The organism is Thioalkalivibrio denitrificans, assembly GCF_002000365.1.
GTDB lineage: Bacteria > Pseudomonadota > Gammaproteobacteria > Ectothiorhodospirales > Ectothiorhodospiraceae > Thioalkalivibrio_A > Thioalkalivibrio_A denitrificans.
Genome location: NZ_MVBK01000008.1, coordinates 1 through 24,033, shown reverse-complemented (window position 1 = coordinate 24,033; position 24,033 = coordinate 1). Strand labels below are relative to the sequence as shown.

The window sequence follows — 24,033 nt, the reverse complement described above, 5'->3', positions numbered from 1 at the left end:
GACAACTGACAACTGACAAAATGATTCCGTTCGGCGAAGCCAAGTTTCCCTGCCCTGTATGCGGGTATCTCGTCTTCGACATGCAGCCCGGGAGTCATCATCGCTGTCCGATCTGCTGCTGGGAGGACAACCTGGTGCAGTTGCGCTTCCCGCTGATGCCGGGAGGTCCCAACAGCGTGTCGCTGGAGCAGGCGCAGCACAACTTTGCGGAGTTCGGCGCCGCGGAGCGCCGCCACGCCGGCATGGGGCGGCGCCCCCTGGGCGAGCATCGCGACAGCGCCTGGCGGCCCGTGGACCCGGACCGTGACAACGTGGAAGAACCTGCCCGCGGCATCAACTACGCCGACAGCTACCCCACTCGCGACACCACCGTCCTCTACTACTGGAGCGACCACTACTGGCGGCGGGTCTCCGGCTAAAGTTCAAAGGCGTGTCTCTCGCAAAGCCGCGAAGCCCGCCAAGAAAACCGGATATCAAGTCGGTTGAGGACAGGGACGAACCCCAACATACGATGGTTGATCCCGCCCCACGATGTTGGGGTCCGCGTTGTTCACCCCAACCCACGCATTCTTCGAATTCCTTGGCGTGCTTCGCGGCTTTGCGAGAGACACGCCTTTGAATTCCTTCGTGGTTCAAAGGTTTTCGGTGGTTACCACTGAGCGACGAAATCCTCGAAATGATGCCACCCGTCGCCGCTTGCCGCGACGCGCGGGAATGCGAGCATCGGGCAATCGAGATAGGCCACGAGGTCTGAGGCGTTGTCCATGCCTTCGGGGCCGTGCGTGTCGTGGGCGCTCAGCACCACCAGCGCCAGGTCCAGACCGCGGTTGCGGATCGCCTCGGCGGTGAGCAGCACGTGGTTGATGACGCCGAGCCGGTCCGGGGCCACGAGAATCACCGGCAGACCCAGGGCCTGGGCCAGATCGGCGTTGAGGCCGTCGCGCGCCAGCGGTGAGTAGAATCCCCCGGCGCCTTCCACCACCAGGGTCGCCCCGGGGGCGTGCGCCGAGAGACAGGCTTCCCGCAGTGCCGAGATATTGAGGGCGCGCCTTTCGAGCCGGGCGGCCCGTTCAGGGGAGAGGGCATGACGGAGCCGGTAGGGGGTCACCACCGACAGATCAGGCAGGGGGTCGCCGGCCGCGTCTCGCAGGGCGGCCCCGTCGGCCGGGTACAGCGCATCACCCTGCGGTTCGCAGCCCGACTCCACCGGCTTCCTGGGATCGACATGGCGCCCCGCCGCACGCAGCGCCCGAATCAGCGCACAGGCCACCACCGTCTTGCCGACGCCGGTGTCCGTACCGGTGATGAAGAAACCATTAAGGGCCATTCAAGATTCAATATTCAAGATTCAAGAGACAAGCGCTTCGGTGTCTCGCCCGGTTCACCATTCTACGATGCATCTCCCTTGAATCTTGAATCTTGAATCTTGAATCGCCCCTATGCCGTCAGCCGCTCCAGGGCCTCGCGGTATTTGTCGGCGGTTTTCTGCACGATCTCGGAGGGCAGTTCCGGGCCCGGGGCCTGCTTGTTCCAGTCCAGGGTTTCCAGGTAGTCGCGCACGAACTGTTTGTCGAAGGAGGGCGGGCTGATGCCGGGGCGGTAGGTGTCGGCGGGCCAGAAGCGCGACGAATCGGGTGTGAGCGCCTCGTCGATCAGGTGCAGTGTGCCCTCGGTATCGAGGCCGAACTCGAACTTGGTGTCGGCGATGATGATGCCCCGCTCCAGCGCATGGGCGGCCGCCCGGTTGTACAGGGCGAGGGCCGTTTCACGCACCTGTGCCGCCAGTTCCGGGCCCACGAGTTCCGCCGTGTAGTCGAAGTCCACGTTCTCGTCGTGCTCGCCCACCGCCGCCTTGGTGGCGGGCGTGTACACGGGCTCCGGCAGACGGTCCGCCATCTGCAGGCCCGCGGGCAGGGTGATCCCACAGACCTTGCCGGTGGCCTGGTAGTCCTTCCAGCCGGAACCGATCAGGTAGCCCCGCACCACCGCCTCGATGGGCAATGCCTTCAGGCGCCTGACCACCAGGCTGCGGCCCTCCAGCGGCGCCCGCTCGGCGGCGTCTGGCACGGCTTCGACCAGGGTCATGTCCGCGAGCTGGTTGGGTACGATGTCGCTCAGCTTCCGGAACCAGAACTCGGAGATGCGCGTGAGCACCTCCCCCTTGCCCGGTATCGGGGTCGGCAGGATGACGTCAAAGGCCGACACCCGGTCGGTGGTGACGATGAGCAGATGGTCCTCGCCGACGGCATAGAGATCGCGGACCTTGCCGCGATGGATCAGGGGCAGGCTGGTCAGGTGGCTCTCGTACAGGGGCTGGGTCATGGTTGGGGCATCGATGGTGCGAATGTGCGTGAATTGTGAACAACCCGGGCGGAAGTGGGAAGTGGGGGATTGAAGTGAGAAGGGTGAATTTGGAAGTGGGAAGGCCCCACCCCGGCCCTCCCCCGCAAGCGGGGGAGGGGATTGCAAGGCTTGGGATCGGGGGTTCTCCCTCTCCCTCAGGACAAATCCGCCGGGAGCGGATTTGAACAGCCGACGGGCTGGCCCGAAGGGTGGAGGGCAGGACGCCCGGAATTTGAGGGCTGGGGTGAGGGTGGTCTTATTCGCACTTCCCAATTCACCCTTCCTACTTCATTTCCCACTCCTCAATTCAATGGGTTATCCTTACCGATCCTTCACTAACCGCGCCGATTGTCATGCCAAACGAGTCCCCCCTTGTCGGTGTCGTCATGGGCAGCCAGAGCGACTGGCCCGTCATGGCCCATGCGATTGACCAGCTGAAGGCCTTTGGCGTGCCCCACGAGGCGCGGGTGGTGTCTGCCCATCGCACCCCGGATCTGCTGTTCGAGTACGCGGAAACCGCCCGGGAAAGGGGGCTCGCGTGCATCATCGCGGGTGCGGGCGGCGCGGCCCACCTGCCAGGGATGCTGGCCTCCAAGACCACGTTGCCGGTGCTGGGCGTGCCTGTGCCGTCGCGGCATCTGCAGGGGCAGGACTCCCTGCTGTCCATCGTGCAGATGCCCAAGGGAATCCCCGTGGCCACGTTCGCAATCGGCGAGGCGGGTGCCGCCAACGCCGGCCTGTTCGCGGTGGCCATCCTGGCGGCCCGGGATGCGGATCTGGCGGCACGGCTGGCCGAGTATCGTCGCGAGCTCTCCGAGCAGGTGCTCGCCATGCAACTGCCGCCGGAGTCGTGATCCTTCCCGGTCAAACACTCGGGATGCTCGGGGGCGGGCAGCTCGGGCGGATGTTCACGGTGGCCGCCCGAACGCTGGGCTATCGCGTGATGGTGCTGGATCCGGACACCGGGAGCCCGGCGGGACGCATGGCCAACGAACATCTGCATGCGGCCTACGGCGATGCCTGGGCCCTTGAGCAGATGGCCCGGCGCTGTGCCGTGGCGACCACCGAGTTCGAGAACATTCCCGCCGAGACCCTCGAGACGCTGGCGCGCAGCATCCCCGTGCGCCCCGCATCCTCCGCCCTGGCCCATACCCAGGACCGGGGCCGGGAGAAGGTCTTCATCCGTTCCCTGGGCCTTGCCACGGCACCGTTCGAGGAGGTGCACAACATCGATGAGATGGCCGGGGCGTTCGCGCGCATCGGTGCGCCGGCGATCCTCAAGCGTGCCGCCCTGGGCTACGACGGCAAGGGGCAGGTTGCGGTGGAGTCCGCGCAGGCGGCGGAACGTGCCTTCCACGATCTGGGCGAGGTGCGCTGCGTGCTGGAGCATCGCGTGGACCTGGCGGGAGAGATCTCCGTGGTGCTGGCCCGCAGCGAGGACGGTGCCGCCTGCAGTTTCCCGGTGGCCGAGAACATCCACCGGGGGGGCATCCTGCACATGAGCATCGTGCCCGCCCGTATCGACAAGGCACTGTCTGCCGCGGCCACGAAGGCGGCCCTCGATATCGCCGTCGGGCTGGACTATGTGGGCATCATGGCGGTGGAGTTTTTCATTTCCGCCACGGGGGAACTGCTGGTCAACGAGATCGCGCCCCGCACCCACAACAGCGGCCATTACACCCTGGATGCCTGCGTGACGTCCCAGTTCGAGCAGCAGGTGCGCGCCGTCTGCGGCCTGCCGTTCGGTGATACCCGGCTGCTGTCCCCCGTGGTGATGGTCAATCTGCTGGGCGACCTTTGGAGCAACGGCGAACCGGACTGGACCGCCCTGCTGCGCAACCCCTCCGCCAAGCTCCACCTCTACGGCAAGGCCGAGGCCCGCCCCGGCCGCAAAATGGGGCACTTCTGCGTGCTGGGCGATGACCTGGAACGCGCGATCGCCGAGGCGGAGGCGATCTTCGATGCGCTTTGAAGGGCGAATTCAAGATTCAATATTCAAGATTCAAGGGGTGGTATGATCCTTCCGCCCTTGAATGTTGAATCTTGAATTTTGAATTATGCCTTCCCCCGACTACATCGCCAGTCTGCGCGAGGACATCGTATTCAGCGATACCCTGTGCGGGCACACGCTTACGTTCCACAGTACCTGGGGTCTGTTCTCCCCGCGAGGGGTCGACGGGGGCACCCGGCTGCTGCTGGATCATGCCCATGTGGAGGAGACAGACGACTGCCTGGACCTGGGTTGCGGCTACGGGCCTATCGGGCTGACCCTGGCGCGTAGGGCCCCGAAAGGGCGCACCTGCCTGGTGGACAAGGACTTCGTGGCCGTGGACTACAGCGCGAGGAACGCCCGGGTCAACGGCATCGCCAACGCCGAGGCCTTCCTGAGCAACGGCTTCAGCGCCCTGGAAGGCCGCCGCTTCAACGTGATCGCCTCCAACCTCCCCGCCAAGGTGGGCAAGGAACTGCTGTACCTCTACCTCTACGACGCCTTCGAGCACATGCACCCGGGCGGACGCCTGTACGTGGTCACCATCACCGGCCTGCGCCGTTTCATCGAGCGCGGCTTCAAGGAAGTCTTCGGCAACTACGACAAGCTCAAGCAGGGCCGGGAATATACGGTGGCTTTGGCTGTGCGGTAGTAGGTCCGGAGAACCCCGTTCAACCACGAAGCACACGAAGGGCACGAAGATAAAGGCAAAACATGTTTCTCTCGCAAAGAGCGCCAAGAACGCTAAGAAAACCTTAAATCAGGTAGGTTGGGGTGAGGTACGAACCCCAACAACATCGGCCGGGATCGCGCACCGCATGTTGGGGTTCGTACCTCACCCCAACCTACCGATTCTTTGACGTTCTTGGCGTAACTTGGCGCTCTTTGCGAGAGAAATGCCTTTGAATTTCTTCGTGCCCTTCGTGCGCTTCGTGGTTCAAAATCAAGAACGCGGAACGAAGCCCCCGAACCGCGCGTCCAAGGTACTGGTCGACTGACGTACGGAACCCGCCATGCTGCTCACCGCCGAACTGTTCACACCGGCGCCGCTGCTGATCGCGGCGGGAGGCTATGCGGCGATCATGTGGCGCGCGCTTCGCACCGCGCCCTGGTGGCAGCTGTATCAGCCGGGGCGGCTGTCGCTGTTCGCCATAAGCGTCACGGGGCTGGCTGTGCTCTGGAGCCTCAATGCCGGGGTCTCGCCCGGCTTGTCCCTGCACTACCTGGCGGTGACCACGGTGACGCTCATGTTCGGCTGGCAGTTCGCCCTTCTGGCCGTGGCCTTCGCGCTGCTTCCGGTGACCCTGTTCACGGCCCAGGACTGGGCCTCGCTGCCGCTGGCGGCGCTGCTTTCCGGCGTCCTGCCGGTATTCGTCAGTCACGGCGTGCTGCGCCTGGTGGAGCGGACGCTCCCGCCCCATCCGTTCATCTATCTCTACCTGTGTGCATTCGCGGGCGCGGCGCTGGCCATTCTGGCCAGCATGCTGGCGGTGGGCGGGCTGGTCTATGCACTGGAGATCTACCCGGCCGGCAAGATCACCGCGGAGTACCTGGCCTACCTGCCCTTGCTGGTCCTTCCGGAGGCGATTCTCAACGGCATCATGGTCACGGCCATGGTCATGCTGAAACCCGAGTGGCTGTGCACCTGGTCCGATGAACGCTATATCCGCGGTCGTTAAATCACTTGTCGGCCGTATGGATTTTAGGGGGTTGTTCGCGCCTGCCCGGTGCAGGCCGCCAATAACATGAATTTGAGTGCGGGTATGGTCGGACTTATTGACGACCGTCATTCGCATTCAGCCCGCGTTCAGCTTGCCTGATGTTTACTTGCACACAAGCTTACCGGATAATCCGTGCATTTTCGGGGCATGAATCCCGGGTGTGATTCCAAAACGAGACGGAGGAGTGTAAAGATGATGAAGTCTGTGCTGACAGGTCTGGCTCTCGGGGCCGCCATGATTGTGGCCGGCGCCGCCCAGGCGGGTGACGTGGCGGCCGGCAAGACCAAGTACAATGCGTGCATCAGCTGTCATGGTGCCCAGGGTCAGGGTCAGGCGATCTTCCCCAAGCTGGCCGGGACTCCCGCCGAGAAGACGACCGAGTTGCTGAAGAAGTATCGTGCCGGTGAGACCGTCGGCCCCAACACGCCTCTGATGGCGCCCCAGGCCGCCACGCTGTCCGACGAGGACATCGCCAACCTGGCCGCCTACATCGAGACCCTCTGAGGGTTTCGGTTCCAGTCTGGAGAAAAAGCCGCCTTCGGGCGGCTTTTTTGTGGGTTTTGATTTGCCACAGAGGCCACAGAGGTCACAGAGAAGGCCAATGAATTATTACTGCACCTCCCATGAAGGGACGGCGGTCCTGTCATGATGCCGGGTGCATGCCACAAGAGTCAGATGATGGGTCCTTGACTCTGTGACCTCTGTGCCCTCTGTGGCTAAAAGGTTTTAAATCACCACATAAGCCCCACCCGAAGCCACCGCAATCACCACCAGCCCGATGATCAGGTTGACGCCCACCAGCATGCGGATCTGTCCCAGCCTACGGCCCGCCTCGGGCCAGTTCTCCTCGGCGATGGCCTGCTTCATGCGCCGGAAGGGGGCGAAGAAGACGTGCAGATAAATGGCCATCATCACCAGACCCAGGCCGTTCATCACGTGCACGTAGAGGGGTGATGTGCCCATCCCGCCGAACTTGGCGAAGATCATCCAGTAGCCGGTCACCAGGAGCAGCACCACCGCAATCCACACCCAGGGGAAGAACCGGTTGAAGGTGTCGCGCCAGAGCGTGGTGCGAAGGGGCGGCTCCAGCAGGGCGGCGGCCGCCGGCCGCAGGGCCATGTAGGCGAAGAACATGCCGCCCACCCAGATGACGGCGGACAGCACATGCAGTGTGATGGCGATGGACATGCCGGATCCTCCTGATCTTTACGGTTGGGAGGCGCATCATAACTCATTGAAAGGTCGTCCGTTGTCCGTCGTCCGTGGTCAGTTGCCGAAAAGACGACGGCCAACGGACCACGGGCCACTGACAGCCCTCAGGCTTAATTTATCCGGCCGGATCAGGTAAATTGCGCAGTTCCGCGCGCCCTTTTGACCCGGCCCGCGGCAAACGGATAGTCACCTGCCGGGCCAACCGGCATGCACAGAGGCAGTGAAACCATGGCACAACCCGATCTCATCGCACCGTCCATCCTGTCCGCCGATTTCGCCCGCCTGGGTGAGGAAGTGGACAATGTCCTGGCCGCCGGCGCCGACATCGTGCACTTCGACGTGATGGACAACCATTACGTGCCCAACCTGACCATCGGCCCGCTGGTGTGCGAGGCCCTGCGCAAGCACGGCGTGACCGCGCCCATCGACGTGCACCTGATGGTCAGGCCCGTGGACCGCATCATCCCGGATTTTGCCAAGGCCGGTGCCAGCTACATCACCTTTCACCCCGAGGCGTCCGAACACATCGACCGCACCCTGCAGCTGATCAAGGGCGAAGGCTGCAAGGCAGGCCTGGTATTCAATCCGGCCACGCCGCTGTCCTACCTGGACTACGTCATGGACAAGGTGGACATGATCCTGCTCATGTCCGTGAACCCGGGTTTCGGCGGCCAGGCGTTCATCCCCGCCACCCTGGACAAGCTGCGCGAGGCGCGCAAGCGCATCGACGAGTCCGGTCGGGAGATCCGCCTGGAGATCGACGGCGGCGTTAAGGCCGACAACATCCGCGAGATCAAGGCGGCGGGCGCCGACACCTTCGTGGCCGGTTCCGCCATCTTCGGGGCCGCGAACCAGGACGATCCCAACCGCTACGACAGCATCATCCGCAAGATGCGCGACGAGCTGGCCGCGGCCTGAGACGCATGCCCGTGAGTTTCGCCCGCCCCCGTATGGTCCTGATCGACCTGGACGGCACGCTGGTGGACAGCGTGCCGGACCTGGCGTACTGCGTGGATGCCATGATGCGCGAGCTGGGCCTGCCCGAGCGCGGCGAGGCGGCGGTGCGCCAGTGGGTGGGCAACGGCGTGGAGCGCCTGGTGCAGCGCGCGCTCATCAACGGCGTGGACGGCGAGGCGGACCCGGCGGAATTCGAGCGCGCCCTGCCGGTGTTCATGCGCCTGTACCGGGAGAACACCTCCGGACGCAGCCGGCTCTATCCGGGTGTGCGGGAGGGCCTCGCGTACCTCAAACGCGCTGGGTTCCGACTGGCCTGCGTTACCAACAAGGCCGAGCAGTTCACCATCCCGCTGCTGCAGGACAAGGGCATTCTGGATGAATTCGAGTTCGTGATCAGCGGCGACGCCCTGCCGGTGAAGAAACCGGACCCCGCCCCGCTGCTCCTGGCCGCCGAGCGCATGGGCGTCACGCCCGCCGAGTCGCTCATGGTGGGCGACTCCCGCAGCGACGTGAAGGCTGCGCGCGCGGCGGGCTTCCCCATCGTGTGCGTGAGCTACGGTTACAACCACGGCGAGGACATCCGCAACTACGGGCCGGATGCGGTCATCGACCGGCTCGATCAACTCCAGGGGCTGCTGGAAGAGGCGGCATGAGACACATGGGCTTCCCCAGGCACGGTGCACGATGGCGCGGCTGAGCGTAACCGCTTTCAGCCTGTTTCAACGTGCCAACCCGGGAGTGCACCGTGAGCCCCGAACAATTCGATGAACTGATTCGCCAGGGATACAACCGCATCCCCCTGGTCCGCGAAGTGCTGGCGGACCTGGATACCCCGCTCAGCGTCTATCTCAAGCTGGCGGCCGCGCCGTACTCCTACCTGTTCGAGTCCGTGCAGGGCGGGGAGAAGTGGGGCCGCTACTCCTTCGTCGGGTTGCCGGCGCGCACCGTGGTCAAGGTGCGCGGCAGGCGCGTGACCGTGGAGGAAGGCGGTGCTGTGGTGGAGGACACCGAGGTCGCGGATCCGCTGGCCTGGGTGGAGGACTTCCAGGCCCGCCAGCGGGTGCCCGACATCGAGGGCCTGCCGCGCTTCACCGGCGGCCTGGTGGGCTATTTCGGCTATGACACCATCCGCTACATCGAACCGCGGCTGGCCGGCACGGAAAAGCCCGACCCGCTGGGCGTGCCGGATATCCTGCTCATGGTCTCCGACGAGGTGGTGGTCTACGACAACCTGGCGGGGCGGCTGTATCTCGTGGTGCACGCGCGGCCCGAAACCGGTCTGGCCGCCGCGCAGGCGCGACTGGAGGAACTGCGCGGGCGCCTTGCCGCACCGGTGGCCGCACCCGCGGCCACGGGCGATGCCCGCAAGGTGCACGAGTCGGATTTCGTCTCCGGCTTCACCGAGGACGGCTTCAAGGCCGCCGTGGCGCGCTGCAAGGACTACATCGTCGAGGGCGACGTGATGCAGGTGGTGCTCTCCCAGCGCCTGTCCATCCCCTTCGCCGCGCCGCCGGTCAATCTCTACCGGGCGCTCAGGAGCCTCAATCCCTCGCCCTACATGTTCTTCCTGGATCTCGACGACCACCAGGTGGTGGGCTCCTCCCCGGAGATCCTGGTGCGTCTCGAAGACGACATCGTCACCGTGCGGCCCATCGCGGGGACCCGCCCGCGCGGCGCCACCGAGGCCGAGGACCATGCCCTGGAGGCCGAACTGCTGGCCGATCCCAAGGAGCGTGCCGAGCACCTGATGCTCATCGACCTCGGCCGCAACGACGCCGGGCGGGTGAGCGAGACGGGCAGCGTGCAGCTCACCGAACAGATGGTGGTGGAGCGCTACTCCCACGTGATGCACATCGTCTCCAACGTCACCGGGCGCCTGAAGGCCGGCATGAGCGCCATGGACGTGCTGCGCGCCACCTTCCCCGCGGGCACCGTGAGCGGCGCGCCCAAGATCCGCGCCATGGAGATCATCGACGAACTGGAGCCGGTCAAGCGCGGCATCTACGCCGGCGCCGTGGGGTATCTCTCCTGGGCCGGCAACATGGACACCGCCATCGCCATCCGCACCGCCGTGATCAAGGACGGCCAGCTCCACATCCAGGCCGGCGCCGGCATCGTCCACGACTCCATCCCCGACAACGAATGGGCCGAAACCATGAACAAGGGCCGCGCCATCTTCCGCGCGGTGGCCATGGTGGAGGCGGGGCTCAGATGACGATTATGCTTGGTTAATCAACGCAGAGGACGCAGAGACGCAGAGGGCGCAAAGGAATGCGAAAACTGGAGAACGAGATTGCGACCGAGGTTATCGGTGCGGCCATCGAGGTGCATCGGACTCTTGGCCCCGGCTTACCATTATTGTCTGGCACGCGAGTTCATTTTTCGAGGCATCAGATTCGAGACAGAAGCACCCTTGGCCGTACGGTATCGGGAGGAGGTGGTGGATTGCGCCTACCGGATCGATTTCCTCGTGGAAGGCCGTTTGCTGGTCGAACTGAAGTCAGTGGAGCGACTATCGTCTCTGCACAAGGCCCAACTCCTGACTTATTTGAGGTTGTCGAATCGCAAGCTGGGGCTGTTGGTCAACTTCAACAGTGTGACGCTGAAGGACGGCATCGTGCGGGTAGTCAACGGGTTATGAATTTCTCTGCGTCCTCCGCGTCTCTGCGTCCTCTGCGTTCGTACGAGTATCCTGGTTTCTGACGAGAATCATGCCATGATCCTGATGATCGACAACTATGATTCCTTCACCTACAACCTGGTCCAGTACCTGGGTGAGCTGGGGGCTGAGGTGGAGGTGCGGCGCAATGATGCGGTGTCGGTGGCGGACATCGAGGCGTTGGCGCCCGAGCGCATCATGATCTCGCCGGGGCCGTGCACGCCCAACGAGGCCGGGGTGTCGCTCGCGGCCATCTCGCATTTCGCCGGCACGGTCCCGCTGCTGGGTGTCTGTCTGGGGCACCAGGCCATCGGGCAGGCCTTCGGCGGGCGGGTGGTGCATGCCCGCGAGATCATGCACGGCAAGACCTCCCTGATCCACCATACGGGGCAGGGCGTGTTCCGCGGTCTGCCCAACCCCTTCGAGGCCACCCGCTACCATTCGCTGGTGGTGGAGAAGGACAGCCTCCCTGATTGTCTCGAGATCACCGCCTGGACCGAGACACCCGACGGGCGGATGGACGAGATCATGGGGGTGCGCCACAAGTCCCTGCCCGTCGAGGGCGTGCAGTTCCATCCGGAATCCATCCTCACGCGGCACGGCCATGACCTGCTGCGCAACTTCCTGGCCATGGAGCGGGCCGCGCCCGAAGCACAGTGACCCCGGCGCATTCGCGCTGGCGCATCGCGCTGCTTATGACCGCGCTGGCCATGCTGGCGCCGTTCACGCTGGACACCTACCTGCCGTCGTTCCCCGACATCGCCGCCGAGTTCGGGGCGGGGCCGGCCGCCATGCAGCAGACGCTCAGCCTCTACCTGCTGGGGTTTGCCGCCATGACCCTGGTCTACGGCCCGCTCTCCGACGCCTTCGGCCGCAGGCCGGTGGTGCTGGTGGCGCTTATAGGCTACGTGCTCGCCTCCATCGGCTGCGCACTGGCGCCCAACATGGAGGTGTTTCTCGCCATGCGTGTGGCCCAGGGCATGTCGGCGGGTGCGGGCACGGTGATCGCCCGGGCGCTGGTTCGTGATCTGTATGCGGGCAACGAGGCGCAGCGGGTCATCGGTATGATGATGATGATGTTCGGCGCCGCCCCGGCCGTGGCCCCCATCATCGGCGGGCTGCTTCAGGACCTGGCGGGCTGGCGGTCCGTGTTCGTGTTTCTCTCGTTCCTGGGTCTCGCCGTCTGGGTGCTCACCCTCAAGCGCATGCCGGAGACGCTGCCGCCCATTGCACGGGTCAGCATCGCGCCGCGCTTCGTGCTGGGCAGCTACTGGGGCGCGATCCGCAACCCGCGCTTTATGGGTCTGACCCTGGCGTTCGCGTGCGCCTTCGGAGGCATGTTCCTCTACATCGCCGCGTCGCCCGAGATCATCTACCGGCTGCTGGGATACGGGGCCACCGATTTCTGGCGTCTGTTCCTGCCGCTGATCTTCGGCATCGTGCTCGGCGGCTGGCTCTCGGGACGCCTGGCCGACCGCGTGCCGCCGGCGCGCATGGTCATGGCGGGGCTCTCCCTGATGGGTCTTGCAGTGCTGGTCAACCTGGCCCAGGCACACTGGCTGCCTGTACACCCCGTCCCGGCCCTGGGACCCTTGCCCCTGTACTCGCTGGGCCTGGCGCTGCTCATGCCCAACCTGACGGTGCTCGCCCTCGACTGCTACCCGTACCAGCGCGGCATGGCCTCGGCCGTGCAGACCTTCCTGCAACTGGTGGGCAACAGCCTCGTGGCGGCGCTCATGGTGGCCCCGCTGGCGCGGCATCTGGCCGGACTTGCCGCGGGCATGGCCGTGCTCTGGCTGAGTGCCCTGGCGCTCTGGGGACTGTGGTGGTGGCGCTACAGGGTTACCCTTTCTATTGACCCCCGTAGCACCGGTCCGGAGAATCCCGCATGATCCGCAGCGAATCACGGGAACCCCTGACCATGGACATGCAGCAAGCCATCCGCGCCGTCACGCAGCGCCGCGACCTCTCCGAGGAGGAAATGACCGCCGTCATGGGCCTGATCATGAACGGCGAGGCCACACCCGCCCAGATCGGCGGTTTCCTCGTGGGACTGGCCATGAAGGGCGAGACGGTGGAGGAGGTGACGGCCGCAGCCCGGGTCATGCGCGACCTGGCCACGCGGGTATCGGTGAACGAAGAACACCTGGTCGACACCTGCGGAACGGGCGGCGACGCCTCCGGGAGTTTCAATATCTCCACGGCCAGCGCCCTGGTGGTGGCCGCAGCCGGGGGCAGGGTGGCCAAGCACGGCAACCGCTCCGTCTCCAGCAAATCGGGCAGCGCAGACGTGCTGGAGGCCGCGGGCGTGAACCTGGACCTCACGCCCGAGCAGGTGGGACGCTGCATCGACGAGGTGGGTGTCGGCTTCCTGTTCGCCCCGCGCCACCACGGCGCCATGAAGCACGCCATCGGCCCGCGCCGGGAGATGGGGGTGCGCACGCTGTTCAACGTGCTGGGTCCGCTCACCAACCCGGCCGGCGCCCCCAACCAGTTGCTCGGCGTGTTCAGCAACCGCTGGCTGGAACCCCTGGCCACGGTCCTCGGGCGCCTGGGCAGCCGGCACGTCATGGTGGTGCATGCCGAAGACGGCCTCGACGAGATCAGCATCGGCGCGCCCACCCGCGTGGCGGAACTCAGGAGCGGCGAGGTGAAGGTCTACCTGGTCTCCCCGGAGGATTTCGGCCTCGAGCGGGCAGACCTGTCGGTCTTGAGGGTCAACGATGCCGCCGAGAGCCTGGCCATGATCAGGGGCGTACTGGACGGGCGTCCCGGACCCGCCCGGGACATCGTGCTCCTCAACGCCGGTGCCGCCCTCTACGTGGCCGGCCTCGCCGACACCTTCGCCGACGGCCTGGTCAAGGCCCGTAAGACCATCGACTCCGGCGCCGCTGCCGCCAAGCTTGAACAGTTGGTGGCGTTTTCGAAGTCCTGCTGATGAAAAAAGCCTTCAACGCAAAGACGCGAAGGCGCAAAAAAGCGCAAAGAATTTTTAATTGGGGGCACAGCGCCTTCCCATTGCACCGCGGCTGGCCGTGTCCTTGGGAAGTTTCCGGCCCTTTACATAGAGATTCTTCTTTTTTGCGTTCCTTTGCGTCTTTGCGTCTCTGCGTTGGATTCTAAACTGCCGAGCTCACCATGACCGACATCCTGACGAAAATCCTCGATCGCAAACGCGAAGAGATCGCCGAACGCATGATGCGCACCTCGCTGGAGGACCTGCGCGGATTCATCGATGCCGCACCCGCCGTGCGGCCGTTTCTCGCGGCGCTCGAGGCCCGCGTCGATGCGGGCCGTGCGGCGGTGATCGCGGAGATCAAGAAGGCGAGTCCCAGCCGGGGTGTGCTGCGCGAGGATTTCGATCCCGCCGCCATCGCCCGAAGCTACGAGGCGGCCGGCGCCGCGTGCCTCTCGGTGCTCACCGACCATGATTTCTTCCAGGGCAGCGAGGCCCACCTGGAGGACGCCCGCGCCGCGTGCGCGTTGCCGGTGTTGCGCAAGGACTTCACCATCGATCCCTACCAGGTCTACGAGGCCCGGGTCATGGGCGCGGATTGCGTGCTGCTGATCGTGGCGGCGCTGGATGATGTCCGTCTGAGGGATCTGCTCATGCTCACCCACGAACTGGGCATGAACGCCCTCATCGAGGTCCACGACCGGGCCGAACTTGACCGCGCCCTGAAGCTGGACGCCGCGCTCATCGGTATCAACAACCGCAACCTGCGCACTTTCGAGACACGCCTGGAGACAACGCTTGATCTGCTCGAGATAATCCCCGGCAATCGGCTGGTGGTCACCGAGAGCGGCATTCACACCCGGGAAGACGTAGCGCGCATGCGCGCCGCCGGCGTGCATGCCTTCCTCGTCGGCGAGGCCTTCATGAAGGCCCCTGATCCGGGCGCGCGGCTTGCGGAGTTGTTTGATTGATTGTGCTTGTGATGTGAACGCGGAGGACGCGGAGGCGCAGAGGACGCAGAGGTCCTAAGTTAAAGAATCTCTGCGTCCTCTGCGCCTCCGCGCTCTCTGCGTCAGTAGCGAGACTTGCGGTCACAGGCGCTGAGAAACAAGAGATGTTTGACAGGATGAACAGGATTTCTCGGGATTTACAGGATTGAAAGCTGTCTGAAAATCGTTCTAATCCTGTCCATCCCTGGAAATCCTGTTCATCCTGTCCATTCAATTCTGTGTCTTCGGGGTGAAGGAGTGCGTAGGTTGGGGTGAGCAACGCGAACCCCAACGGTGTTGGCCAGGACCAGGCATCGCTTGTTGGGGTTCGTCCCTCACCCCAACCTACCTGGCTCCTTGGCGGGCTTTGCGAGAGAGACTCAGCCGGCGTCCGGTGAGCCCGGCAGCGGGGTGCTCAACCACAACGCACACGAAAGCCACGAAGCCATCAGGTCAGAAACCCTTCGTGTGCTTTGTGTCCTTCGTGGTTAAGCTCTTTTCTGTTTACCGAACCCCGAAGACCACGATGGTCTTGCCGTGGGCGGTGATGAGGCCGCGTTCTTCCAGGTCCTTGAGCACGCGTCCGGCCATCTCCCGGGAGCAGCCGACGATCTTGGCCAGCTCCTGGCGGGTGATGCGGATCTGCATGCCGTCGGGGTGGGTGAGGGCATCGGGCTGCTGGGAGAGTTCCACCAGCGTGCGCGCGATGCGGCCGGTGACGTCAAGGAAGGCCAGGTCGATGACCTTGCGGCTGGTGTCGCGCAGGCGAATGGCCAGCTGCGAGGCCAGCAGGAACAGGATCTGCGGATCCTGCATGGCCAGTTCCAGGAACTTGGGGTAGTGTATCTCGGCGGTTTCGGTGGGCGTCCGGGTGGTGATCCCGGCGCTGCGCGCCTGCGCAGAGAATATGCCCATTTCACCGAAGAACTGGCCCGGGTTCAGGTAGGCCAGCACCATCTCGTGGCCCTCGTCGTCCTCGATGGTGACACTCACCGAACCCTGAATGATATAGTAAAGCGTGTCAGGGCGGTCTCCGGCATGCACGATGGTCGATCGAGCCGGGTACTGCCTTCTGTGGCAGTGGCTCAGCAGCTTCTCCAGCGCTGGATCTTGCACGGGTTTTTGCCTTTGCAGGATGCTCATGTAGGCCTCGATGGGGTGGCCCGGTCACTCCGTTACCGGGTTGGCGCGGCCTGCCCGGGGGATAAAATCTCGCGCAACCCCTTTAGTATAAACGTTTTTTATTCGAAAACCCGCCGGCCGTCGGGCCAATGGCCCACTCCGACCAGTGGAACATAGCACGGAGCCGTTACCCCTGTCATGAACGTGCGTATCAAATGGCTTGACCACATGAGTTTCGTGGGCGAGACGGGCAGCGGCCACTCCGTGGTCATGGATGGGTCCCCGGAATTCGGCGGCCGGGATCTCGCCCCCCGGCCCATGGAGATGCTGCTGCTGGGCATGGGCGGATGCACCGCCTTCGACGTGGTGATGATCCTCAACAAGGCCCGCCAGGAGATCACCGACTGCCAGGTGGATATCGAGGCGGAGCGGGCCGACACGGAGCCCAAGGTGTTCACGCGCATCCACGTGCACTACATCGTCACGGGCCGCAACGTGCAGGAGCGGCACGTGGAGCGGGCCGTGAAGCTCTCGGCGGAGAAGTACTGCTCGGCGTCGGTGATGCTGGGCGCCACGGCGCAGATCACCCACGACTTCGAGGTGCGCGAGGCCTGCCCCGCGCAGGACGCATGAGTCTGCCCGAACGTCCCCCGGCCACCGCCGGGATGCGCCATCTTGCCCTGTTCGTGAAGGACCTCTCGGCCTGCGAGCATTTCTACGTGGATCTCCTGGGCATGCGCGTCGAATGGCGGCCGGATTCCGAGAACCTCTATCTCACCTCCGGTTGCGACAATCTGGCCCTGCATGTCGGTCCCGTGGCGGAAGGGGATTCGCGTCTGGACCACCTGGGGTTCATCCTGCGCCGGGAGGCGGATGTGGATCCCTGGTACGCGTTCCTCAAGGCCCATGGTGTGCCCATGGACACCGCACCGCGCACCCATCGGGACGGCGCACGCAGCTTCTACTGCCGGGATCCGGAGGGCAACCGGGTCCAGATGATCTGGCATCCGCCAATCGCAGGGGCCTGTCGCACGGGCGACGAGGCCGGCTGAAGGCCCGTGCACCGCGGCCGTTTTGATTGACTCGCAGGGCGCTGCCTCTACAATGCGACCTTTTGCGGGGACGGATCATTGGTAGGACCGCACAACAAGCGCATCAAGCTCCATGGGTTCAACAACCTCACCAAGAGCCTGAGCTTCAACATCTACGATATCTGCTATGCCCCCAGCGAGCAGCATCGCGGGGAGTATATCGAGTACATCGACGAGGCCTACAACGCCGAGCGCCTGACTCAGATCCTCACCGAGGTGGCCAACATCATCGGTGCCAACGTGCTGGACATCTCCCGCCAGGATTACGAGCCCCAGGGTGCCAGCGTCACCATGCTGATTTCCGAGGAGCCCATCGCCACGGAGAAGATCGGCTACACGGAGCCCCCCGGCCCCGGCCCGTTGCCGGAGACCGTGCTGGCGCACCTGGACAAGAGCCACATCACGGTGCACACCTATCCGGAGAGCCATCCGGACGGCGGCATCAGCACCTTTCGCGCCGACATCGACGTCTCAACCTGCGGGCGCATTTCCCCGTTGCGCGCCCTGAACTTCCTCATTCACAGCCTGGAGTCCGACATCGTGATCATGGACTACCGGGTGCGCGGCTTCACCCGCGATATTCGCGGCAAGAAGCATTTCATCGACCACAAGATCAACTCGATCCAGAACTTCCTGTCCCGGGACACCAAGGACCGCTACCAGATGGTGGATGTCAACGTCTACCAGGAATACCTCTTCCACACCAAGATGCTGATCAAGGAGTTCGACATCGACAACTACCTGTTCGGCCTGGGCAAGGAGGACTACTCGGCCAAGGAGCTCAAGCGCATCGAGCGCCTGCTGCAGCGGGAGATGGGGGAGATCTTCTACGGGAAAAATATAGGGAAGATCTAGAGGCAAGATGCAAGATGCAAGAGGCAAGAGGCAAGAGGCAAGAGGGGGCTGGGGGTCGCCCCGCTGCCGAACCTGGGCACCGTGGCCCTTTCTTGCCTCTTGTATCTTGTCTCTTGTATCTGGCGCCTTCCTGTAGGTCGGGCTTCAGCCCGACGGCCGGGGCCAAAGTCGACCTTCGCGTCGGGCTGAAGCCCGACCTACACCCAATACGCGGTGCGGGTCATCACCTTCGACATCGCGGGCATCAGCACCTTTCTCACCAGCAGGGGTAGCGGCGAGCCGCCGAGCTCCGTGGCGATGGCGCCGTGGTGTGCCTCGTCGTGCTTCATCTGAGCCACCACGGCCCGGGAGCGTTCGTCCGCGGGCGGCAGGCTGCCCAGGTGTTCGTCCAGGTGGCGCACCACCTGGCGCTCGGTTTCGGCCACGAAACCGAGGCTCCAGCGGTCCCCCGCGATGCCGGCCAGGGCGCCCAGGGTGAACGAGCCCGCATACCACAGCGGGTTGAGGCAGCTCTTGTGGGCACCCAGCGCGTTCATGCGCAGTTCGCACCAGCGCAGGTGATCGTTCTCCTCCTCGGCCGAGTGCTCCATGGTGCGCCGAACTTTCTCGCTGCGCGCCGTGATCGCCTGCCCCTGGTACAGCCCCTGCGCCGATACCTCGCCCGCGTGATTGACGCGCATGAGGCGCCCCGCATGGGCGCGTTCCGCGTCGGTGAGTTCCGCCTCGGGCAGCCCTGCGCCCGGCACCGGCCTGCCCGTCCCCGCGGGCGTGGTGAACAGCGTACGCAGGGCATTGTCGACACCGCTCAGCAGGCGGTCGGTGAGGGTCAGGGAGCGCATTGTTTGTCAGTTGTCAGTTGTCAGTGGATTGTCGCATTTTTCAACGGACCACTGTCCACTGACCACTGACAAGATCCATTCAGCGGGCGTCAGGACAGGCACGTCCAACCCCGCTTTGCGAAGCCCCGCCTGAAAATGCAGGCTGCAGCCGATGTTGGCGGTGACGATTGCCGCCGGGGCCAGTCGCCGGACGGCCTCCACTTTGGGCGTGAGCAAGGCGTCGGCGGCTGCCGGGTGGGTGATCATGTGGCTGCCCGCGGCGCCGCAGCAGCGGTCGTTGCCGTCCAGCTCCACCACCTCGGTGCCCGGCACCCGGCGCAGCAGTTCAAGCATCGCACCCTGCTCACGCAGCACATTGCGCAGCGTGCAGGGCAGATGCACCGCGATGCGCACGGTCGTATCCCCCGTAGGAGCCCGGCCCTCCGGGCGAACCGGATCGCCTCCGCGAGCCGCCCCGGGGTCCGGGCCCCCGCGGGACAGATCGAACAACTCACTGCCTTGCTCCAGCAGAAACCCGCACAGGTCCTTCACGCGCCCGGAGAAGGCAATTGCCTGCTCGCCCACGAGCACCGGGTATTCCCGAAGCTGTGTCCGGCAGCCGCTGTTCAGCGCAATCACGGGCACACCCGAATCCCCGAAGCCGCGAAGATTGCGTTCAGCCACTTCACGGGCCTCGGCGGTGTGGCCGGAATGCAGATCCAGGGCGCCGCAGCAACCCTGTCCCGCGGCCACTTCCACCTCATAACCGAGATGCACCAGCAGATCGCGGGCCGCCGTCAGCGCGTTACCTTCAAAGGCAGCACCCGTGCATCCCGTAAACAGGTATACGCGCCCCCGGGGATCGCCCGAGGGTCGGTACAGACCCGGGGACGGGGCGGCCACTGTCCGGCGGGGCAGCATGTCCAGGGCACGGCCCAGGCGGCCGGCGGACAACCCGGGAAGGCGTGTCACCAGTGCGTGAATCCCCGTGCGCTGGTAAACGCGCAGCATCGAGGCGGCCGCCCGTCCCGCCCCGTCGGCGCGCAGCAGGGGGCGGACCAGGGCGGGCAGGGCCGGCCCTTCGCCGCGCTGCTCGTGGAGCAACGCGCGCGCCTCGTCCATCAGCCGCCCGAATGGCACACCGGACGGGCACATGGCCTCGCAGGCCCGGCAACCCAGGCAGCCATCCAGATGCGCACTGATGCGCGCATCGGCCTCCAGGCGTCCACTGGCCAGGGCCTGCATCAGGCTGATGCGTCCGCGCGGCGAATCCCCCTCGTTGCGCGACAGCGCATAGGTGGGGCAGTGGGGCAGGCACAGGCCGCACATCACGCATCGATCCGTGTCCTTTAACCCTGAATTCATGAAGTGTTTCCGGAGTGGTGTACGGACGGTTTGTTAGGGTAAAGCCCGAATGTTCACGTCAAACGGGAGGTGCATGTGCTGCTGAACGAGCGAGTGAAGGCACATTCTATCAGTCCGCTGTGTGTCATCCTGCTGCTGTTGGCGGGCGCGGCCCAGGCAGGCGACTGGGGCGACGAGGGCTGGAGCGGATTCGGCGAACTTGGCGCCGTGGTGACCCGGGGCAACACCGATGCCGAGACCATCAATGCCAAGACCCGCGTCCGTTACGAGGAGGAACTCTGGCGTCACACCCTGCAGCTGGAGGCCCTGAAGCGCGCCGAAGAGGGCGCCACCACCGCCGAGCGCTATCTTGGCAACTTCAAGAGCGACTGGAAATTCCGCCCCCGGGAGTACCTGTTCGGCGCCCTGCGCTACGAAAACGACCGGTTCTCAGGCTATGAGTATCAGGCCTCCGCCGCGGTGGGCTACGGCCGGCGCGTGATTGACACCGAGCGCACCCGTCTCGAGCTGGAGGCCGGTGTCGGTGTGCGCCAGAGCAAGGTGCGCGACGGCGAGCGTGACGACGACACCATCCTGCGCGGGGCCATGTTCTTCGAGCGCCGCCTGAGCGAAACCGCCCGCTTCGGGCAGGACCTTCTGGTCCAGGCAGGCCAGGACAACACGGAGGTCGAATCGGTCACCTCGCTCACCGCGGCCATCAACGACAGGCTGGCCATGCGCCTGTCGCTGACCGCCAAGCACAACACCGACGTGCCCGAGGACAGGGAAAAGACCGATACCATCACCGCGGTCAGCCTGGTTTACAATTTCTGGTGATCGCGGGGGCGGAGCCCCGCGGCGTCCACCCCGGGGAATCTCCATGTCCTATTACCAGCGCCACCTCTTCTTCTGCACCAACTGCCGGGAGGACGGCAACTGCTGCGAAAACTACGGCGCCAGCCGGATGCGCGATTATGCCAAGCAACGCTCCAAGGAACTTGGCATCGCCGGCCCGGGCGGCGTGCGGGTCAACATCGCCGGCTGCCTGGACCGCTGCAACGAGGGCCCCGTGGCCGTCGTCTACCCCGATGCCGTCTGGTACACCTACGTGGACGAGGAGGACGTGGAGGAGATCGTCCAGGAACACCTCGTCAACGGGCGCGTGGTTGAACGCCTTAGAATCTGAAGGCTGGTCAGTTGTTAGTTGTCAGTTGTCAGTTGTCAGTTGTCAGTTGTCAGTTGTCCGTTGTTTGGGGTCCTTGACCGCTGACCGCTGACCGCTGACCGCTGACCGCTGACCGCTGACCGCTGACCGCTGACCGCTGACCACTGACCACTGACCACTGACCCACCCATTGAACTTTTCCCGGGCAAGGGCCGTCGGATAGGGCAGAGGGGCGTGTCCGGGCCCTCAAAGCGACCGCCTGTACCCGATTTGCGACCGCTCGTCGGTCCCGGACGGAAATCCGGTTTTGTGACAGAATTCCACTTGACACTAATACGTTTATATTAGAAACTACTCACATACTGAGTTCCGCCCCCCGGAATTCAGTGGACTCCTCCATCCTCCTTTGGTGGTTATTGGCGCGGCCTAGAGCCGCGCTTTTTTTTGGCCCGCATTAAGAGCAGTAGCAAGTGGCAAGTCTCAAGTGGCAAGGGAAACCACCCTCACCCCGGCCCTCTCCCTGAGGGAGAGGGGGTAAAGCTCCCTCCCCCGCTTGCGGGNNNNGCTACTTGAGACTTGCCACTTGCCACTGCTCCTAAGCCACTTGAGACTTGCCACTTGCCACTGTATTATCCCGCTCTTTCCTGAATCGGACGTGCCCTTCTGGAGTATTGCATGAAGACCTTTAGCGCCAAGCCGGCGGAAGTCCGACGCGACTGGTACGTGGTGGACGCCTCGGGCAAGACCCTGGGCCGTCTGGCCACGGAAGTGGCCCGTCGTTTGCGCGGCAAGCACAAGCCCGAGTTCACGCCCCACGTGGACACCGGCGATTACATCGTGGTCATCAACGCCGACAAGGTGCGCGTCACCGGGAAGAAGGCGCAGGACAAGATGTACTACAAGCACACCGGCTACATCGGCCACATGAAGTCCATGAACTTCAGCCAGCTCATGGAGCGCGCCCCCGAGCGCGCCATCGAGTTCGCGGTCAAGGGCATGCTCCCCAAGAACCCCCTGGGCCGGGCCATGTTCAAGAAGCTCAAGGTCTACGCCGGCGCCGAGCATCGCCACGCCGCGCAACAGCCCCAGGTACTGGAAATCTGACAACCCCGGCGCTTCGCGCCCCGTCAAGCTCAAGAATCGGCAGAACACTATGGCAACGACTCAGAACTACGGAACCGGACGCCGCAAGACCGCCTCCGCCCGCGTCTTCCTGCGCCCCGGCAAGGGCCAGATCCAGGTCAACGGCAAGGCCCTCGACGAGTACTTCGGCCGCGAGACCTCCCGCATGGTGGTCCGCCAGCCGCTGGACGTGGCCGAGGCCGGTGACCGTTTCGACGTCATCGCCACCACCGAGGGCGGCGGCGCCAACGGCCAGGCCGGCGCCATCCGCCTGGGCATCGCCCGCGCGCTGGTCGAATACGACGAAACCCTGCGCGGCACCCTGCGCGCCTCTGGCTTCCTGACCCGCGACGCCCGCGCCGTGGAACGCAAGAAGGTCGGCCTGCGCAAGGCCCGCCGCGCGACGCAGTACAGCAAGCGTTAAGATCAGGTACAAGGTAAAAAGTACAAGGTACAAGGGGGGTGCGAAGGCATGGAGGCCTTCGAGAAGCTTGAGGTATGGAAGCGCGGTTCGCGGCTCTGTGTGGATCTGTAGAGGGCGATGGTGCATTGCCGCGATCGGGGCTTCAGGGAGCAGATTACTCGATCTGCCCTTTCGGTGCCTTCGAATATTGCGGAAGGTTACGAACGCAACTCCCGTCCGGATTACGTGCGTTTTCTCAAGATTGCCAAGGGATCTTGCGGCGAACTCAGAACCCAACTTTACATAGGGTCGGAAGTCGGATTGCTGCCCCGGGAGTTTGCCTTGGATATGGTCAGGGAGTCGGTGGAAATCAGCCGAATTCTCCAAGCCATGATCAGCAAGCTTTCGGAGCCAAATTAGAGGTTTGCCCCTTTCCCCTTGTATCTTGTACCTTGTACCTGCCTTTAGTGGGGGATCGTCTAGCGGTAGGACTACGGACTCTGACTCCGTCAACCCAGGTTCGAATCCTGGTCCCCCAGCCAAATAAAAAGGGGCCCGCGACAGCGGGCCCCTTTTTATTTGGCTTGAGTGCACGGCATGAGAACCTGGCCCCGGGTTCGACCGATTCGCCGGGAGCGAATCGGCGCGACCGAAGGGAGCCCGGAGGGTGAGGCCCATGGATGGGTCGAACAATCCTGGTCCCCCAGCCAAATAAAAAGGGGGCCCGCGACAGCGGGCCCCTTTTTATTTGGCTTGAGTGCACGGCATGAGAACGTGGCCACAAGTTCGATATGGTAGGAGCCCGGCCCTCCGGGCGAACGGGCTCAGGTAGAAAAGGCCGTTTCACCACGAAGCCCACGAAGAACACGAAGGAAATCGGGGTGCGGGGTTGCGCGGCTCCCGGAGAGGCTGCGGTCGAGTCCGCACTCACGGGCTTCGGCAGGCACCGCATGGATTCCTCTCGCCAAGAACGCCAGGCCCGCCAAGGAAATCCTGATAGGGCGGGCCGCGCCCGCCGCATCGCCGTGGATATACGCCCGGCGGCGCCCATGGGGCGCCCTATATTCAGAGCTCTTCTTGGCGGGCTTCGCGTCTTCGCGAGAGAAATCCATACGGTGTCCAACGAAGCCCCGAAGCGCGGGTTCGACCCCGAAAGCACGTCAACCCACGTATACGCATCCGGGCAAGCCTGGCGCTTGGTGAACGTGTCGGCCTTTGCAAAAAATGTCTCTCGCAAAGCCGCGAAGCCCGCAAAGGAAAAACTCGGATAGAAACTATGAAGGGCC

At 64.4% G+C, this 24,033-nt stretch carries 28 protein-coding genes and 1 tRNA gene; 23 read left to right on the top strand and 6 right to left on the bottom strand.

Annotated features, from left to right (window positions below; all coding sequences use genetic code 11):
* The first annotated feature begins 20 nt into the window (after positions 1-20).
* A complete protein-coding gene (locus B1C78_RS01580; RefSeq protein WP_077277387.1) occupies positions 21-419 on the top strand; it encodes a CPCC family cysteine-rich protein in 399 nt (132 codons plus the stop codon).
* A gap of 230 nt (positions 420-649) precedes the next feature.
* Here the strand turns inward: B1C78_RS01580 and bioD are convergent, their stop codons facing one another.
* Positions 650-1,327, bottom strand: coding sequence for a dethiobiotin synthase (gene bioD / locus B1C78_RS01575; protein WP_077277386.1), 678 nt, complete (start codon positions 1,325-1,327; stop codon positions 650-652).
* A gap of 110 nt (positions 1,328-1,437) precedes the next feature.
* Positions 1,438-2,322 carry a phosphoribosylaminoimidazolesuccinocarboxamide synthase gene (locus tag B1C78_RS01570; RefSeq protein WP_077277385.1) on the bottom strand — a complete coding sequence of 295 codons (885 nt, stop codon included), beginning with the start codon at positions 2,320-2,322 and terminating at the stop codon, positions 1,438-1,440.
* A 374-nt stretch (positions 2,323-2,696) separates the two neighbouring features.
* Between B1C78_RS01570 and purE the strand changes: the two genes are divergently transcribed.
* The 5 genes from purE (at position 2,697) to B1C78_RS01545 (ending at position 6,558) form a co-directional block, all read left to right on the top strand.
* Complete coding sequence (gene purE / locus B1C78_RS01565) at positions 2,697-3,197, top strand: 5-(carboxyamino)imidazole ribonucleotide mutase (RefSeq protein WP_077277384.1); 501 nt, start codon at positions 2,697-2,699, stop codon at positions 3,195-3,197.
* On the top strand, positions 3,194-4,315 hold the full coding sequence (locus B1C78_RS01560; protein WP_077277383.1) for a 5-(carboxyamino)imidazole ribonucleotide synthase: 1,122 nt from the start codon (positions 3,194-3,196) through the stop codon (positions 4,313-4,315). The genes purE and B1C78_RS01560 overlap by 4 nt, the downstream gene beginning before the upstream one ends.
* A gap of 85 nt (positions 4,316-4,400) precedes the next feature.
* Positions 4,401-4,985, top strand: coding sequence for a class I SAM-dependent methyltransferase (locus B1C78_RS01555; RefSeq protein ID WP_077277382.1), 585 nt, complete (start codon positions 4,401-4,403; stop codon positions 4,983-4,985).
* A gap of 361 nt (positions 4,986-5,346) precedes the next feature.
* Positions 5,347-6,012 carry an energy-coupling factor ABC transporter permease gene (locus B1C78_RS01550; RefSeq protein WP_077277381.1) on the top strand — a complete coding sequence of 222 codons (666 nt, stop codon included), beginning with the start codon at positions 5,347-5,349 and terminating at the stop codon, positions 6,010-6,012.
* A gap of 234 nt (positions 6,013-6,246) precedes the next feature.
* The gene (locus B1C78_RS01545) at positions 6,247-6,558 is read left to right on the top strand and encodes a c-type cytochrome (protein WP_077277380.1); all 312 of its coding nucleotides are present in this window, start codon (positions 6,247-6,249) and stop codon (positions 6,556-6,558) included.
* Between the two features lie 222 nt (positions 6,559-6,780).
* Here B1C78_RS01545 and B1C78_RS01540 read toward each other — a convergent pair whose 3' ends face one another.
* Entirely contained in the window at positions 6,781-7,242 is a 462-nt protein-coding gene (locus B1C78_RS01540) for a CopD family protein (RefSeq protein WP_077277379.1), read from the bottom strand.
* A gap of 252 nt (positions 7,243-7,494) precedes the next feature.
* Between B1C78_RS01540 and rpe the strand changes: the two genes are divergently transcribed.
* From rpe to trpC, 8 genes are all read left to right on the top strand, one after another.
* Positions 7,495-8,184, top strand: coding sequence for a ribulose-phosphate 3-epimerase (gene rpe / locus B1C78_RS01535; protein ID WP_077277378.1), 690 nt, complete (start codon positions 7,495-7,497; stop codon positions 8,182-8,184).
* An 11-nt stretch (positions 8,185-8,195) separates the two neighbouring features.
* Positions 8,196-8,876 carry a phosphoglycolate phosphatase gene (locus B1C78_RS01530; protein WP_077277441.1) on the top strand — a complete coding sequence of 227 codons (681 nt, stop codon included), beginning with the start codon at positions 8,196-8,198 and terminating at the stop codon, positions 8,874-8,876.
* A 92-nt stretch (positions 8,877-8,968) separates the two neighbouring features.
* Positions 8,969-10,438, top strand: coding sequence for an anthranilate synthase component I (gene trpE / locus B1C78_RS01525; RefSeq protein WP_077277377.1), 1,470 nt, complete (start codon positions 8,969-8,971; stop codon positions 10,436-10,438).
* A 96-nt stretch (positions 10,439-10,534) separates the two neighbouring features.
* Complete coding sequence (locus B1C78_RS01520; RefSeq protein WP_342745150.1) at positions 10,535-10,864, top strand: GxxExxY protein; 330 nt, start codon at positions 10,535-10,537, stop codon at positions 10,862-10,864.
* A 75-nt stretch (positions 10,865-10,939) separates the two neighbouring features.
* Complete coding sequence (locus B1C78_RS01515) at positions 10,940-11,542, top strand: anthranilate synthase component II (protein ID WP_175628198.1); 603 nt, start codon at positions 10,940-10,942, stop codon at positions 11,540-11,542.
* Positions 11,539-12,774, top strand: coding sequence for a multidrug effflux MFS transporter (locus tag B1C78_RS01510; RefSeq protein WP_077277376.1), 1,236 nt, complete (start codon positions 11,539-11,541; stop codon positions 12,772-12,774). Before B1C78_RS01515 ends, B1C78_RS01510 begins: the two co-directional genes overlap by 4 nt.
* A 29-nt stretch (positions 12,775-12,803) precedes the next feature.
* The gene (gene trpD / locus B1C78_RS01505; protein WP_077277439.1) at positions 12,804-13,820 is read left to right on the top strand and encodes an anthranilate phosphoribosyltransferase; all 1,017 of its coding nucleotides are present in this window, start codon (positions 12,804-12,806) and stop codon (positions 13,818-13,820) included.
* Positions 13,821-14,020: 200 nt separating this feature from the next.
* Positions 14,021-14,809, top strand: a complete 789-nt coding sequence (trpC, locus tag B1C78_RS01500; RefSeq protein WP_077277375.1) for an indole-3-glycerol phosphate synthase TrpC — start codon at positions 14,021-14,023, stop codon at positions 14,807-14,809.
* Positions 14,810-15,331: 522 nt separating this feature from the next.
* Here the strand turns inward: trpC and crp are convergent.
* The gene (gene crp, locus B1C78_RS01495) at positions 15,332-15,970 is read right to left on the bottom strand and encodes a cAMP-activated global transcriptional regulator CRP (protein ID WP_077277374.1); all 639 of its coding nucleotides are present in this window, start codon (positions 15,968-15,970) and stop codon (positions 15,332-15,334) included.
* A 177-nt stretch (positions 15,971-16,147) separates the two neighbouring features.
* On the opposite strand from crp, the gene B1C78_RS01490 reads away from it, so the two are divergent.
* From B1C78_RS01490 to speD, 3 genes are all read left to right on the top strand, one after another.
* Positions 16,148-16,582: an OsmC family protein gene (locus B1C78_RS01490; RefSeq protein ID WP_077277373.1), complete on the top strand. Its 435-nt coding sequence runs from the start codon at positions 16,148-16,150 to the stop codon at positions 16,580-16,582.
* Complete coding sequence (locus tag B1C78_RS01485; protein ID WP_077277372.1) at positions 16,579-17,001, top strand: VOC family protein; 423 nt, start codon at positions 16,579-16,581, stop codon at positions 16,999-17,001. Before B1C78_RS01490 ends, B1C78_RS01485 begins: the two co-directional genes overlap by 4 nt.
* 78 nt (positions 17,002-17,079) lie before the next feature.
* Positions 17,080-17,895 (top strand): adenosylmethionine decarboxylase, encoded by an 816-nt coding sequence (speD, locus tag B1C78_RS01480; RefSeq protein ID WP_077277371.1) that lies wholly within the window; start codon positions 17,080-17,082, stop codon positions 17,893-17,895.
* A gap of 197 nt (positions 17,896-18,092) precedes the next feature.
* Here speD and coq7 read toward each other — a convergent pair whose 3' ends face one another.
* Together coq7 and B1C78_RS01470 are read right to left on the bottom strand one after the other, a co-directional pair.
* Positions 18,093-18,734, bottom strand: coding sequence for a 2-polyprenyl-3-methyl-6-methoxy-1,4-benzoquinone monooxygenase (gene coq7 / locus B1C78_RS01475; RefSeq protein WP_077277370.1), 642 nt, complete (start codon positions 18,732-18,734; stop codon positions 18,093-18,095).
* A gap of 6 nt (positions 18,735-18,740) precedes the next feature.
* Positions 18,741-20,078: a (Fe-S)-binding protein gene (locus B1C78_RS01470; RefSeq protein WP_077277369.1), complete on the bottom strand. Its 1,338-nt coding sequence runs from the start codon at positions 20,076-20,078 to the stop codon at positions 18,741-18,743.
* A 93-nt stretch (positions 20,079-20,171) separates the two neighbouring features.
* On the opposite strand from B1C78_RS01470, the gene B1C78_RS01465 reads away from it, so the two are divergent.
* From B1C78_RS01465 to B1C78_RS01435, 6 genes are all read left to right on the top strand, one after another.
* On the top strand, positions 20,172-20,894 hold the full coding sequence (locus B1C78_RS01465) for a DUF481 domain-containing protein (RefSeq protein WP_139349768.1): 723 nt from the start codon (positions 20,172-20,174) through the stop codon (positions 20,892-20,894).
* A 43-nt stretch (positions 20,895-20,937) separates the two neighbouring features.
* The gene (locus B1C78_RS01460; RefSeq protein WP_077277368.1) at positions 20,938-21,243 is read left to right on the top strand and encodes a (2Fe-2S) ferredoxin domain-containing protein; all 306 of its coding nucleotides are present in this window, start codon (positions 20,938-20,940) and stop codon (positions 21,241-21,243) included.
* 654 nt (positions 21,244-21,897) lie between these two features.
* A complete protein-coding gene (rplM, locus tag B1C78_RS01450; RefSeq protein WP_077277367.1) occupies positions 21,898-22,326 on the top strand; it encodes a 50S ribosomal protein L13 in 429 nt (142 codons plus the stop codon).
* Between the two features lie 49 nt (positions 22,327-22,375).
* On the top strand, positions 22,376-22,768 hold the full coding sequence (gene rpsI / locus B1C78_RS01445; RefSeq protein WP_077277366.1) for a 30S ribosomal protein S9: 393 nt from the start codon (positions 22,376-22,378) through the stop codon (positions 22,766-22,768).
* A gap of 117 nt (positions 22,769-22,885) precedes the next feature.
* Positions 22,886-23,167 (top strand): four helix bundle protein, encoded by a 282-nt coding sequence (locus B1C78_RS01440; RefSeq protein ID WP_245795265.1) that lies wholly within the window; start codon positions 22,886-22,888, stop codon positions 23,165-23,167.
* A 48-nt stretch (positions 23,168-23,215) separates the two neighbouring features.
* Positions 23,216-23,289, top strand: a tRNA-Gln gene (locus B1C78_RS01435).
* Positions 23,290-24,033: the final 744 nt, after the last annotated feature.